The sequence below is a fragment of the Acinetobacter sp. YH12201 genome, from assembly GCF_013418145.1.
In the GTDB taxonomy this organism is placed as follows: domain Bacteria; phylum Pseudomonadota; class Gammaproteobacteria; order Pseudomonadales; family Moraxellaceae; genus Acinetobacter.
On sequence record NZ_VPCP01000034.1, the window covers coordinates 18,836 to 33,317 of the forward strand.

Genomic DNA, 14,482 nt, shown 5'->3' on the forward strand with positions numbered 1-14,482 from the left:
CAAACTAATTGGCGGTCAGTATAGCCTTTACACATACAGATTGTTAGATGAGTTATTGTATCTGTATAAAATTATAGACCATCACTGATTAGTAAGTTACTTTTATTGGGGATAAAAAAATAATAGGAATTATATTGTGCTCAGGTTATATCGTAAGCCGAATAAGGGATTAATAGGAGTAGATATTAGTTCTACTTCTGTTAAATTGTTAGAACTTTCTGTTAAGAGCGGTAACAGGTATTGGGTAGAAAGCTATGCGCTGATTCCTTTGCCTGAAGGTAGTGTTGTTGAAAAAAATATTTTAAATCCAGAAGCAGTGGGTGATGCGCTAGAGCGAGCACTCAATCTTGCCAATACTCAATGTACAGCTGCAGCGCTCGCAGTCCCAACTTCACTGGTCATTACCAAAACCATTGAAATGGATGCGGATATGACGGATGACGAACGTGAAGTCCAGATTCGTATGGATGCCGAGCAATATATTCCCTTTCCTCTGGACGAAGCCAGTCTGGATTTTGAAGTATTGCCGGATCGTTTAGCCAATCCGAATCGGGTAAATGTGCTTTTAGTTGCAACGCGTCTTGAAAATGTAGAAGCACGTGCTGAAGTGCTGGAACTGGCTAACCTGACACCAAAAATTGCCGATGTTGAAAGTTTTGCGCTAGAAAATGCCTATAAAGTATTTTCCGATACTTTACCAATAGGTGTGAATACGGTGGGTATTTTAGATATTGGTCATACCATGACGACCTTATCTGTCATGCAAAATAATAAAGTGATTTATACCAGAGAACAGGTGTTTGGTGGTAAACAGCTGACTCAAGAAATTCAAAATCGTTATGGTCTGTCTTTTGAAGAAGCGGGCCGTGCCAAGAAAACCCGTTCATTGCCCGATGACTATGATGTTGAAGTCTTAGAGCCATTCTTGGAAGCTGTAGTTCAGCAAGCAGCAAGATCACTGCAGTTCTTCTTCTCGTCTTCACAGTTCAATGAGATTGACCACATTTTATTGGCGGGGGGGAATGCGAATATTCCAGGACTCGCGAAATTACTACAACAAAAACTGGGTTATCGCGTCACAATTGCCAACCCATTTTTGCAAATGGGGTTTTCTCCACAAATCGATATTAAAAAAATAGAGAATGATGCTTCCTCGCTCATGGTGGCATGTGGTCTGGCATTGAGGAGTTTTGATTAATGGCAAGAATTAACTTGCTCCCTTGGCGTGATGAGCTGAGAGAGAAACGGAAAAAAGAATTTATAGCAATTTGTATTGGGGCGGCATTCGTTGGCGCTTTGGCGGTTACATCCTCATGGTTTTATTATGACCATAAACTTGAAGACCAGGAACAGGCCAATCAGCTGATTACCAGCACCAATCAAAATCTTGATGTGCAATTAAAATCTCTGGAAGGTTTGGAAGCGCAGCGTAATGCTATTATTGAGCGTATGAAACTGATTCAAGGCTTGCAAGGGCAACGTCCGATTGCAGTACGTCTGATAGATGAGCTGGTTCGTGTTACGCCAGCTAATTTGTACATTACCAAATTTGTGCGTACAGGCGATAAATTCACCATTGAAGGCAGAGCTGAAAGTCCAAATACCGTTGCAGAATTTTTGCGTAATTTAGAAGCATCAGCTTGGTATCGCAACGCTTTCATGAATTCTTTTTTAGCAGTTGAAGAACAAAAAGATAAAGCGCCAAGTTCTGTGATTCCACGTGTTGAAGAGGGCTATGGTTCATTTGTGGTGACTGCTGACTTAGATGAAATCGCCCAACCTGCTGCACCAGAAGCACAACAACAAGCACCATCCAATACAGCTAATTCAACCGTGGAGGCGACCGAATGAGTCTCGATGAATTTGATGAATTAAATCCAAATGAAGTTGTGGTGCGTAAAAAGAAAATGACGCTGGATAAGTTTCTTCAGCAGTTCAATACCTTAGATCCAAATAATTATGGTAGTTGGCCCTTATCCGTCAAAATCACCTGTTGGATTTTGATTGTTGTCATGATTGCCTTTCTCGGGTATTTTTTAACAATTAAAAGTAAATTGGATAATATTTCGAATGCTGCTGCTCAAGAGCAAAACCTGCTTAACGAGTTTCGTGAAAAAGATTCTAAACTTCGCAATTTGCAGTTGTTGCAAGCACAGTTACAGGAAATGGAAGCGAATTTTAATCAGCAATTGGAACAATTGCCTAAAGAAACTGAAATTCCAGGACTGGTTGAAGATATCAACGTGACTGGTGTGAATTCTGGTTTGAAATTTAAAAATATCCGTTTAGAAAATGAAATAAAACAAGAGTTCTTTATTGAACAGCCAATTGCGATTGAGGCAACCGGTGATTATCACGCTTTTGGTTCTTTTGTAAGTGGGATTGCTGCACTGCCACGTATTGTGACTTTACATGATTTTGAGATTACCGCCTCGGAAAATAAAGAGAAAAAATCTGATATTCCCCAAGTGAATTATAACGTTAAAGCAAAAACATATCGTTATATCGGTGCTGCTGATGCTCAAGCGACAGAAACGCAAGCTGCGAATGCAAATTCAACTGCTACGGCTGGAGGAGCACAGTAATGAAAATGCAAAAATTCTCTCTAAGCTTGATGTTGGGTTTATTGTTGGTGGGCTGTGATTCACGTATTGATGCTGTGAATGAACAAATGGCCAATATTCGCAATCAGCCGCCATTGCCGATTGAACCTGCACCGGTTTTTCCACCTGTACCGACATTCGATTATGCTGCACACCAGCTTAAAAGTCCTTTTTTACCGAGCTCACTGGCTGCTGAATTAAAAATTATGTCAGGAAAACGTGTCTATCCTAATCTATCGCGTCAACTGCAACCTTTAGAAAGCTATGCAATTGAATCCTTGAATATGAAGGGAAGTATACGTAGCCAGTCTGGACAGATATTGGCATTAATTCAAACCCCTGATGGTGAAATTGAGCGGATACAGCGCGGCAGTTATATGGGCATGAATCATGGTCGTGTGGTCAATATCACGCCTACACAGATTGATCTCGTGGAAATTGTTCCAGATGGACGAGAAGGATACGTGGAGCGTCCAAGAAGTCTAGTATTAATTGGACCGGCGCCTTAAGTTTAAAAGGAATAAAAATGAATAATAGGTTTAAAGATTTTATATTTGGGGATGGCAATACAATGAACCATTTGTTTCGTCAATTTTCTATGGGTGCCGTTGCGATCGCGATCATGCAGGTTGCAAATGCACAGGTGAGTATGACCAATATTGTACCGATGCAGATTGCAGGTCAAGGTACAGAAATTCGTGTGATGTTTAACGGTTTGCCGCCACAACCTCAGGCTTACCAACTAGAGAAGCCTTCACGTCTAATTCTTGATTTTGATAAAGCCCAACAAAATTTAAAACAAAATAGTATTCCCGTTGCAACGAAAGAAGCCACTTCCATCGATGTGAGTTCTGATGCCCAACGTTCACGTTTAACCGTGAATTTGGCTGAAGCGGGTGCCTTTACCACGCGTGTCGAAGGCAATACTTTTATTTTAAAAATTAATTCTGCAGCTGCGAATGCATTTACCTCTCAGCCAGTTGTTACCCAAAAAGCTGCGCAAGGTATTTCCAATATTGGTTTCCAGCGCGGCAGTCAGGGGGAAGGTCAAATCGTTGTGGATTTATTGGGGAGCAATACTCCGGTAGATGTACAACAACAGGGCAGTAAAGTGGTGGTGCGAACTCTAGGTAATAAAGTTCCAACGCACTTGGCACGTCGTTTAAATGTCAATGATTTCGCAACTCCAGTATCTACGGTCGATGCTACCAATAATGGTGGCAATGGCGTGATTACCATTCAAACTTCTGGCAGTTATGAATATATGGCTTATCAGACGGATAACAAACTGACTATCAGCTTAAAACGTCCTGAAGATAAGAATCCGCTTAAACCTAAAGCCGCAAATGCTTATACAGGGAAAAAGATTTCTTTAGATTTTCAGGATATTGAAGTACGTCGTGTACTGCAATTGCTGGCAGATTTCACTGGCATCAATATGGTGGCTGCGGATAGTGTACAAGGCAATATTACCCTGCGTTTAAAAGATGTACCATGGGATCAGGCCTTAGATATTATTTTAAAAACCAAAAATCTGGATAAGCGCCGTAACGGAAATGTCATCTGGATTGCGCCAGTATCGGAATTGATTAAGGCTGAAGAGGAAGAAGCCAAAGCACTTGCGCAAAGTGTGAAATTGGCACCAATACAGACCGAGTATATGCAACTCAGCTATGCAAAGGTTGCTGATATTGAAAAGTTGATTACCCAAACAAAATCATCGAATAATAGTAATTCTGCTAGTGACAATAATAATAATTCTAGTGAAAGTTTATTAAGTTCACGTGGTTCAGTTTCAGCTGATGTACGTACTAATACCCTAATTGTTAATGATACGGCTCAACATATTGATAAAATCCGAAAAATGGTTGATTTGCTCGATATTCCAGTCAAGCAAGTGATGGTTGAAGCGCGTATTGTTCGTGCTTCCACAGAGTTTAGTAAAGAAATGGGCGTGAAGTGGGGTATATTGTCGCAAGGTATTAATCAAAACAATGATTTGTTGGTTGGCGGTAGTGATACAACCTTATGGGATTTAAAAACACCGGATGATGAGGGTAAATATACGATTCAACGTCCACAGAACTTAAATGTGGATTTAGGTGTCACCAGTCAAGGTGCGAGTCGTATTGCTTTCGGTTTAATCAGTTTGTCTGATTTTATGCTGGATTTGGAGCTCTCAGCCTTACAAGCAGATGGTTATGGGGAAGTGATTTCCACACCTAAAGTCCTAACTGCAGACAAACAGATGGCTAAAGTTTCATCTGGTACACAGATTCCATATCAATCATCGGAAGGTGGTGGTGCAAATGCAGTTTCAACCACTGAATTTATTGATGCTGTACTGAGCTTGGATGTAACACCAAGTATTACACCTGACGGTAAAGTTCAAATGCTACTCAACATTACTAGCGATACTCCAGGAAACCCAACACCTACCGGTCAATTGACGATTAATAAAAATCAAATCAATACCAATGTCTTGGTTGATAATGGAGAAACTGTGGTACTTGGTGGTATTTTTGAACAAGAGACACGTAATGCTCAAACCAAAGTACCATTCTTGGGTGATATTCCTTACGTAGGCCGTTTATTTCGTAAAGATGTGAAGTCGGATAACAAGCGAGAGCTCTTGATTTTTGTTACACCACGAATTGTTAATGACAGTGTTTCAAGAAATCATTAATATATTTTAAACTTAGCAAAATAAATAGGTGACTCCTTGCCAAGCAATGAGTTTGAAACCCTACCAAATGTCTATTTGGTAGGGCCAATGGGGGCTGGGAAAACAACTGTTGGTCGTCATTTAGCGGAACTGTTGGGACGAGAGTTTCTTGATAGTGATCAGGAAATTGAGCGTAAAACAGGTGCGACAATCCCTTGGATCTTTGAAAAAGAAGGTGAAAAGGGATTTCGTAACCGTGAAACAATGGTGATTGATGAACTCACAGCCCGTTCACACTTGGTTGTTGCAACAGGTGGTGGAGCAGTAACCCAGCCACTTAATCGCGAATTTTTAAAACAACGCGGAATTGTTGTTTACCTCTATACTCCTGTCGAAATCCAGTTACAGCGCACTTACCGGGATAAAAACCGTCCTTTACTGCAAGTTGAAAATCCTGAACAAAAGTTACGTGATTTATTAGCAGTTCGTGATCCTTTATATCGTGAAATTGCAGATTATATTATTGAAACAAATCAGGGCGCTGCTCGAGATTTAGCGCAAAAGATCCTACAAATGATTGTTTCTAAAGAAACAAAGCTAGTCTAATTAACGGTTTTAATTTCATGCAAACTTTACATGTTGAACTCGGTGATCGCCGTTATCCTATCTTTATTGGCAGTGATTTGGATCCTCAATCATTGCTTGAGCCGTATATTCGCGGAAAACAGGTCATGCTGGTCACCAATACCACTGTTGCACCTTTGTATCTGGAACATTATGTGACTGCAATCGAGCATTTGGGAAAAACAGTCGCAACATGTATTTTGCCTGATGGTGAGCAATATAAAAATATTGAACACCTGAACCTGATTTTTGATGCCTTGTTGGAAGCGGGTTTTAACCGTGATGCCACCGTGCTTGCTCTGGGCGGTGGTGTGATTGGGGATATGGCAGGCTTTGCATCAGCTTGTTTCCAGCGCGGCGTTTATTTTATTCAGGTGCCGACAACTCTGCTGTCGCAAGTTGATTCCAGTGTCGGTGGGAAAACAGGGATCAATCATCCACTCGGTAAAAACATGATCGGGGCTTTTCAGCAACCTCAGGTTGTACTTGCTGATATGTCGCAGCTGTCGACCTTACCCGACCGTGAATTATCTGCGGGTCTGGCAGAAGTAATTAAATATGCCTTGCTGGGAGACCGTGATTTCCTGGTCTGGCTTGAACAAAATATGGATGGTCTGATCGAGCGCGATGCGCAATTACTGGCCGAAGCTGTTTATCGTTCCTGTGCCCATAAAGCACGCATTGTGGCGAATGATGAAAAAGAACAGGGTGAACGTGCCTTACTGAATTTAGGTCATACTTTTGGTCATGCAATTGAATCTTACCTGGGTTATGGGGTTTGGCTGCATGGCGAAGCTGTGGCTACTGGTATGGTGATGGCGGCTGATTTGTCACAGCGTATGGGCTGGATTTCACTGGAAGATCTGGAACGTACAAAAAAAATCATTCAACGTGCACATTTGCCAGTAAAATGCCCAGCTATTCCACTGGATGAATTTCTTGGCTATATGGCACATGATAAAAAAGTGCTGAATGGACAATTACGTCTGGTCCTGATGAAATCGCTCGGGCAGGCTGTGATCAGCAAAGAATTTGATGTGGAATTGATGAAACAGGCGATTTTAGCGAATCAAGAAAAGGCATAAATCATGGCAACCTTCCGGACACAATGGCAACGTATTCAAAACTATATCTGGCTGGTGTGTGGGATGGTGTGCCTGTTTGCAGCACTGATCTTTTGGGCGATTACCGACAGTGAGGCTTTGGTTGAGGTAGAAAAGTCTGCTGAAACTGAATCTGAACTGCAAATTCAGCCGGAAAAGGTTGCTGCGACCAGCCTGCTGGGTGCGCTTCAGGAAGAGGTGCGCCCTTTGCAAATGACTACACGTGTGGTGACTACAGGAAGTTATGAGCCAGAATTTCGTGGCAGCAAATTTATTAATGAGAATAAAAATGCAAGTACCATCGAATTGTTTCGGGTCACTAAAGATGATGTAATTCGAAGCTTTCTGAAAAAACAGGCGAATCGCAACAACTTTTTTTATATTCGTTTGAGTGGTGAGAACCAGATTGAACAATATGTACTTCTTTATGGTATTTATCGAAATAAAGATGAAGCTCAACATGTATTAGAACAATTAGCGCTACAATTTCCCAAGACTGTTCAGCCCAAAGTACAGGATATTGAAAATTATGTTTCTTTAGTCAATGACATGGGCGCAGATGAAATGGGCAGCAATCATAAGTTGTATGCAGTCAATCTCAAATCAGTCCCTTTGCCAAAAGTGGATGAAAGTTTGCTTGTTTTGCCGAAGCCTAAGCCGGCTGCAGCTGAGACTGATCCTAAAAATGCAACCACGACCACCACCGTAACCCGGCGTGATGAACAGGGTAATGTGGTAGATATCCAGCAGTCACATTCAGGTGCGGATATTGCACCGAAACAAGGCGGAAACAAGATTCCGGAAAAAGAAATTAATGACCCATTTATTTAAAATATAGTTCTAAAATAGAGCAATTTGAGTTATAAAATTATTTATATGCACAAATATGGTGCGAAATATGTTTCTTGAAAATTAATCTAAAGTTAATGAAATTTTAATATTTCTATATTTAAAACATTTAGCACTCTAATTTTTAAATTGGCATATTTTTTGCTTTATTGGTGCATGAATTGAGTTAATGTCCCTGTTTTGGCGCGAAAAGATTCAATGAGTGTGCGAAATTGTCAAATTTACCTGCTTTAAAAGAGTGCGTAAACGAAGCAAAACATTTTTTGCAATTCATCCATGTACAAAGATCAAAATCAGACTATCTTAGACAGGATGAAGAAGTTTTGCTCAACATTGATCTTGATGTGAGTGAATTGGACTAAATCGCAAAGAAGTTATTTGATTGTTAGATGCCCGTTTTATGGGCCATGTTGAAAGAAGGGTACGCTATGCACATGCCATCGCCTAATACTGTAGCTCCCGCTCAAGGTTTATACCAACCGGATGAGTTTAAAGATAACTGTGGTTTCGGTTTAATCGCCCATATGCAGGGTGATGCAAGCCATGATCTCGTTAAAACCGCTATGCACAGCCTTAGCTGCATGACACACCGTGGTGGTATTGCCGCAGATGGTAAGACAGGGGATGGTTGTGGCCTGCTTTTGGCAATGCCGAAAAAATTCTTCCGTGAAGAAGCCAAAAAACTCAGTGATATCACTCTAAGTGAAATTTTTGCTGTCGGTACGGTATTTTTAAATCTAGATCCGGCGATTGCTGCACATTCTAAACAAGTACTGGCTAAAGAGATTGAATCTGAAGGCCTTACAGTTTTAGCCTGGCGTGTTATCCCAACCAATAATGATGCGCTTGGTGAAATTGCAATGCAGTCTTTACCTGCATTCGAACAGATTATTGTCAATTGCCCGATGGGTGTGACTGAAGTTGAGTTTAACCGTAAATTGTTCCTGGCACGCCGTCGTGCAGAACAGCAGTTAAGCAATGATCCATCATTCTACGTGACGACTTTGTGTTCTACAGTGATTAGCTATAAAGGCTTGATGATGCCTGAAGCGATTGCTGATTTTTACACTGATTTAGCAGATGAACGTCTGGAATCCCATATTGTAGTATTCCATCAACGCTTCTCGACCAACACATTACCGCGTTGGCCTTTGGCACAGCCGTTCCGTTATCTTGCGCATAATGGTGAAATCAACACCATTACCGCAAACCGTAACTGGGCTATGGCACGTACACCAAAATTCGAAAACCCGTTATTGCCAGGTTTAACCGACCTTAACCCGATTGTGAACCGTACCGGTTCAGACTCTTCAAGCCTGGATAACATGCTTGAGATTCTTGTCGGTGGTGGTATGGACTTGTTCCGTGCACTGCGTATGCTGGTTCCACCAGCTTGGCAAAATGTTGAAACTTTAGATGCTGACCTGCGTGCATTCTATGAATTCAACTCTAAGCATATGGAAGCCTGGGATGGTCCCGCTGGCTTGGTTATCCAGGATGGTCGTCATGCCATCTGTATGCTGGATCGTAATGGTTTACGTCCGGCACGTTGGGTCATTACTAAAAATGGTTACATTACCCTTGCATCAGAAATTGGTGTGTGGGGCTATGAACCTGAAGATGTGATTTCTAAAGGTCGTGTAGGACCGGGCCAGATTTTGGTGATTGATACCTTCACTGGCAAATTGCTGGATACCAAAGATGTCAGCAATCATTTGAAAAAAATGCGTCCTTACCGTGAATGGTTGCGTGAAAATTCTGTACGTGTACAAGGTAGCCCAGAACTTGAAGAATATTTATGTGATCAAGGCTTAAAAGGCGACGAGCTAAAAGCCTCACAAAAAATGTTCCTGGTGACGTTTGAAGAGCGTGACCAGTTGCTTCGTCCAATCGCAGAAAGCGGTCAGGAAGCTGTGGGTTCAATGGGTGATGATACGCCAATGGCGGTGTTATCTCGCCAGGTGCGCCATGTATCAGATTACTTCCGTCAGCAATTTGCACAGGTGACCAACCCGCCAATCGATCCACTGCGTGAATCGATTGTGATGTCGCTGGAGACCTGTTTTGGTCGTGAACAAAATGTATTTGAGCAAAGCCCTGAGCATGCTGATCGTCTGATTGTCTCAAGTCCTGTGCTGTCAAATTCCAAAATGCATCAAATTCGTACTCTTGGGCGTCCAGGTTATGAAATTGCTGACATTGATTTGAACTATGCAGAAACTGAAGGTTTGGAAGCTGCTATCACGCGTATTTGTGAAGAGGCTGCTCAAGCCATTCGTGACGGTAAAACTTTATTGGTGCTTTCAGACAAGAAAATCCGTCAAGGTTTCTTGCCAGCCAATGCGCTCATGGCAACAGGTGCTGTGCATCACTACCTGATCAATGTCGGCCTGCGTACCGATGCCAACATTATCGTTGAAACCGGTCTGGCGCGTGATCCACATCAATTTGCAGTCATCTTGGGCTTTGGTGCAACTGCAATCTACCCTTACCTGGCTTATGACGTCATCAATGACCTGATTGCCAAAGGTGAATTGTTGGGTGACCCGATTCATGCACAGGCGAACTTCCGTAAAGGGATTGAGAAAGGCTTGTTGAAAGTCCTGTCTAAAATGGGTATTTCGACTGTTGCCTCTTACCGTGGTGGCCAGTTATTTGAAGCCGTTGGTTTATCTGAAGAAGTGGTCAATAAATGCTTCACAGGTGTACCAAGCCGTATTAAGGGTGCAACCTTTGCCGACCTTGAAAATGACTTGAAAAAACTGGCTGATACTGCGTGGAAATCGCGTAAGCCAATTGATCAGGGGGGTATGCTGAAATTCGTATTCGACAAGGAATATCACGCCTTTAACCCGGATGTGATCAATGCTTTGCATAAATCGGTTCGTTCAGGTGAATATGCTGATTTTAAAGAATATGCTGAATTGGTGAACAACCGTCCGGTTGCAACCATTCGCGACTTGTTGAAACTTAAAACTGATAATTCAATTCCACTTGATCAAGTGGAATCTGTAGAAGATATTCTGCCGCGTTTCGACTCTGCCGGGATGTCTTTGGGTGCCTTGTCTCCTGAAGCGCACGAAGCGATTGCGATTGCCATGAATACCATTGGTGGTCGTTCCAACTCTGGTGAGGGCGGTGAAGATCCAGCGCGTTATGGCACCATCCGTAACTCGAAAATCAAACAGATTGCTTCAGGCCGTTTTGGTGTAACACCTGCTTATCTGACTTCTGCAGAAGTATTGCAAATTAAAGTGGCGCAAGGTGCAAAACCGGGTGAAGGCGGTCAGTTACCGGGTGGTAAAGTGAATGGCTTGATTGCACGTTTACGTTACTCTGTACCGGGTGTAACCCTGATTTCACCTCCACCGCACCATGACATCTACTCGATTGAAGATTTGTCACAGTTGATCTTTGACTTGAAACAGGTCAACCCGCAAGCGATGGTGTCTGTGAAACTGGTATCTGAACCGGGTGTAGGAACCATTGCTGCCGGTGTTGCAAAAGCGTATGCCGATTTCATTACCATTTCCGGCTATGATGGCGGTACAGCAGCTTCTCCATTATCTTCAATTCACCATGCTGGTTCGCCGTGGGAATTGGGTCTAAGCGAGGCACATCAAGCACTTCGCGTGAATGATCTGCGTGGCAAAGTCCGTGTACAAACCGATGGTGGTTTGAAAACAGGTCTAGATGTCGTAAAAGCTGCAATTTTAGGTGCAGAAAGCTTCGGTTTTGGTTCAACACCAATGATCGCGCTTGGTTGTAAATACCTGCGTATCTGTCACCTGAATAACTGTGCGACCGGTGTGGCAACTCAGCAGGATCATTTACGTCAGGAACACTACATTGGTGAGCCTGAAATGTTGATCAACTTCTTCCACTTCATTGCGGAAGAAACCCGTGAATGGCTGGCAGCGCTAGGTGTTGCAAGCTTGAAAGACTTGATTGGCCGTACTGATTTGCTGGAAATGTTGCCGGGTGAAACTGAAAAACATGCTCATCTAGACTTAAGTGCATTGCTTGAATCCCATCCTGCAGCGGAAGGCAAGGCGCAATATTGCCAGGTTCAAGGCAATGCACCATTTGACAAAGGTATTCTGGCTGAGAAGATGGTGGCAGAAATGTTGCCAGCGATTGAAGCAGGTGTCAGCGGTGAATATAGCTTCACGATTGGTAACTGTGACCGTTCAATCGGTGCGCGTATCTCTGGTGAAATCGCACGCCGCTATGGCAACCTCAGCATGGAAGCACATCCTGTTAAAGTTAATTTAACTGGTACTGCGGGTCAGTCTTTAGGTGTATGGAACGCTGGCGGTTTACATATTAAACTTGAAGGTGATGCCAACGATTATGTGGGTAAAGGTATGGCGGGCGGTCGCGTGTCCATCTTCCCACCTAAAGGTTCACCGTTCCAGACTCAGGAAACAGCGATCATTGGTAACACCTGCTTATATGGCGCGACTGGCGGTAAACTGTTTGCTGCAGGTACAGCGGGTGAACGTTTCGCAGTACGTAACTCAGGTGCGTTTGCTGTGATTGAGGGTGCTGGCGACCACTGCTGTGAATATATGACTGGCGGTATTGTGACTGTACTGGGTAAAGTGGGTCACAACTTCGGTGCAGGTATGACCGGTGGTTTTGCTTATGTACTTGATTTGGATAACGACTTTGTTGACCATTACAATCATGAGTTAATTGAGCTCAACCGTATTTCTACAGAGGTGATGGAAGAACATCAAGAATTCTTGCTTCGCATTCTGGATGAACATATTGCCGAGACAGGTAGTGCTTGGGCGTACAAGATCCGCAATGAGTTTGATTATTACAGCCGTAAATTCTGGCTTGTAAAACCAAAAGCTGCTAATTTGCAAACGCTTTTGAAAACAACCAAAGCTGATCCACAATAATTCCACTACTTGCAGATATATAGGCAGGTGTAGCAGCTAAATAAACCGGCTACACCTACCCACGGAGAGAGACATGGCAGAGCGCCTAAACAATGACTTTCAATTCCTGGATGTCCCACGCCAAGAGCCAGAGAAAAAAGATCTAACTGTCCGCAAAGCAGAGTTTGTGGAAATTTATAAACCGTTTACAGCGGAAATTGCGGCCAACCAGACGCATCGCTGTTTAGGTTGTGGTAACCCTTATTGTGAATGGAAATGTCCAGTACATAACTACATTCCAAACTGGTTAAAGTTAATTGCTGAAGGTCGTATTTTCCAGGCAGCTGAATTGTGCCATCAAACCAATACCCTGCCGGAAGTGTGTGGTCGTGTTTGTCCGCAAGACCGTTTGTGTGAAGGGGCTTGTACCTTGAATGACGGTTTTGGTGCAGTGACCATTGGTAATGCAGAAAAATACATTAACGATACTGCTTTTGCTCTGGGCTGGCGTCCAGACATGTCACACGTGAAGTGGACAGATAAAAAAGTTGCCATCATCGGTGCGGGCCCTGCGGGTCTTGGCTGTGCGGACATTCTGGTACGTAACGGTGTTAAACCGGTGGTATTCGACAAACGTCCTGAAATTGGCGGTTTGCTGACGTTCGGTATTCCTGAATTCAAGATGGAAAAAGACGTGATGAAGCGTCGCCGTGAAATTTTCACCGGAATGGGCGTTGAATTCCGTCTCAATACTGAAATTGGTACTGATGTTACGATTGATCAGCTGCTTGCAGATTACGATGCCGTGTTTATGGGTATGGGGACATACACGTACATGAAAGGCGGTTTTGCCGGTGAAGATCTGGATGGTGTTTATGATGCACTGGATTTCCTGATTGCCAACGTTAACCGTTGCCAGGGCTGGGAAAAAGATCCTGCTGAATACATCAGTGTAGAAGGCCAAAAAGTGATTGTACTTGGCGGTGGTGATACAGCGATGGACTGTAACCGTACTTCTATCCGTCAAGGTGCTGAATCAGTGATTTGTGCTTACCGCCGTGATGAAGAAAATATGCCAGGTTCTCGCCGTGAAGTGAAAAATGCACGCGAAGAAGGTGTGGAATTCCAGTTTAATCGTCAGCCAATCGAAATTGTCGGTGAAAACGGCAAAGTAACAGGCGTTAAATTTGTGACTACACAATTGGGTGAGCCAGATAGCCGTGGTCGTCGTAGCCCTGAACCTGTACCGGGTTCTGAGGAAATCTTGCCTGCTGATGCAGTTCTTTTAGCATTTGGTTTCCGTACCAGTCCTGCTGATTGGTTTAATGATGTGAAAATTAATCTGGATGGTTCAGGCCGTGTAGTTGCGCCAGAACAGCAAGAATTTAAATTCCAGACTTCAAATCCGAAAATCTTTGCTGGCGGTGATATGGTGCGTGGTTCCGACCTGGTGGTGACTGCAATCTGGGAAGGTCGTCAGGCTGCTGAAGGTATCCTTGATTATCTGGATGTTTAATTAGAGATTAAACATGAATAAAAAAACCCGCTTCGGCGGGTTTTTTTATTGCCGTGACGCATTCCCTGAAATGATGAGATTCATTTATATAAATTAACCCTAGTTAGTAAGCGTCCGCTGAACACACCTTCTGAATTCATCCTATAAGCCTTAATTTAGTCCCCACTTAGAAACAAGTGGGGACTTAAATTTATGACTACAAATAATCAGACATCCATCGCATCTCTTGCGAA

The 14,482-nt window shown here is 43.0% G+C and carries 10 protein-coding genes; all 10 read left to right on the forward strand.

From position 1 onward, the window contains the following. Positions 1–136 precede the first annotated feature (136 nt). Positions 137–1,198, forward strand: a complete 1,062-nt coding sequence (locus FTU91_RS08515) for a pilus assembly protein PilM (RefSeq protein WP_086197208.1) — start codon at positions 137–139, stop codon at positions 1,196–1,198. Next, positions 1,198–1,851 (forward strand): PilN domain-containing protein, encoded by a 654-nt coding sequence (locus FTU91_RS08520; RefSeq protein WP_180081806.1) that lies wholly within the window; start codon positions 1,198–1,200, stop codon positions 1,849–1,851. Before FTU91_RS08515 ends, FTU91_RS08520 begins: the two co-directional genes overlap by 1 nt. After that, a complete protein-coding gene (locus FTU91_RS08525; protein WP_180081807.1) occupies positions 1,848–2,585 on the forward strand; it encodes a type 4a pilus biogenesis protein PilO in 738 nt (245 codons plus the stop codon). The genes FTU91_RS08520 and FTU91_RS08525 overlap by 4 nt, the downstream gene beginning before the upstream one ends. Then, positions 2,585–3,112, forward strand: coding sequence for a pilus assembly protein PilP (locus FTU91_RS08530; RefSeq protein WP_180081808.1), 528 nt, complete (start codon positions 2,585–2,587; stop codon positions 3,110–3,112). Before FTU91_RS08525 ends, FTU91_RS08530 begins: the two co-directional genes overlap by 1 nt. 62 nt (positions 3,113–3,174) lie before the next feature. Further along, on the forward strand, positions 3,175–5,289 hold the full coding sequence (gene pilQ / locus FTU91_RS08535) for a type IV pilus secretin PilQ family protein (RefSeq protein ID WP_180081809.1): 2,115 nt from the start codon (positions 3,175–3,177) through the stop codon (positions 5,287–5,289). Positions 5,290–5,325: 36 nt separating this feature from the next. Then, positions 5,326–5,874 (forward strand): shikimate kinase AroK, encoded by a 549-nt coding sequence (aroK, locus tag FTU91_RS08540; RefSeq protein ID WP_180081810.1) that lies wholly within the window; start codon positions 5,326–5,328, stop codon positions 5,872–5,874. Between the two features lie 17 nt (positions 5,875–5,891). Continuing rightward, a complete protein-coding gene (gene aroB / locus FTU91_RS08545; RefSeq protein WP_180081811.1) occupies positions 5,892–6,977 on the forward strand; it encodes a 3-dehydroquinate synthase in 1,086 nt (361 codons plus the stop codon). A gap of 3 nt (positions 6,978–6,980) precedes the next feature. After that, positions 6,981–7,826: a hypothetical protein gene (locus tag FTU91_RS08550; RefSeq protein ID WP_180081812.1), complete on the forward strand. Its 846-nt coding sequence runs from the start codon at positions 6,981–6,983 to the stop codon at positions 7,824–7,826. Positions 7,827–8,278: 452 nt separating this feature from the next. Beyond that, on the forward strand, positions 8,279–12,754 hold the full coding sequence (gltB, locus tag FTU91_RS08555) for a glutamate synthase large subunit (protein WP_180081814.1): 4,476 nt from the start codon (positions 8,279–8,281) through the stop codon (positions 12,752–12,754). A gap of 73 nt (positions 12,755–12,827) precedes the next feature. Beyond that, positions 12,828–14,249 carry an FAD-dependent oxidoreductase gene (locus FTU91_RS08560; protein WP_086197199.1) on the forward strand — a complete coding sequence of 474 codons (1,422 nt, stop codon included), beginning with the start codon at positions 12,828–12,830 and terminating at the stop codon, positions 14,247–14,249. Positions 14,250–14,482 lie beyond the last annotated feature (233 nt).

Coding starts and splice junctions, on each gene's coding strand:
- FTU91_RS08520 (WP_180081806.1), top strand. CDS start 1,198: ATGGCAAGAATTAACTTGCTCCCTTGGCGTGATGAGCTGAGAGAGAAA.
- FTU91_RS08525 (WP_180081807.1), top strand. CDS start 1,848: ATGAGTCTCGATGAATTTGATGAATTAAATCCAAATGAAGTTGTGGTG.
- FTU91_RS08530 (WP_180081808.1), top strand. CDS start 2,585: ATGAAAATGCAAAAATTCTCTCTAAGCTTGATGTTGGGTTTATTGTTG.
- pilQ (WP_180081809.1), top strand. CDS start 3,175: ATGAACCATTTGTTTCGTCAATTTTCTATGGGTGCCGTTGCGATCGCG.
- aroB (WP_180081811.1), top strand. CDS start 5,892: ATGCAAACTTTACATGTTGAACTCGGTGATCGCCGTTATCCTATCTTT.
- FTU91_RS08550 (WP_180081812.1), top strand. CDS start 6,981: ATGGCAACCTTCCGGACACAATGGCAACGTATTCAAAACTATATCTGG.
- gltB (WP_180081814.1), top strand. CDS start 8,279: ATGCCATCGCCTAATACTGTAGCTCCCGCTCAAGGTTTATACCAACCG.
- FTU91_RS08560 (WP_086197199.1), top strand. CDS start 12,828: ATGGCAGAGCGCCTAAACAATGACTTTCAATTCCTGGATGTCCCACGC.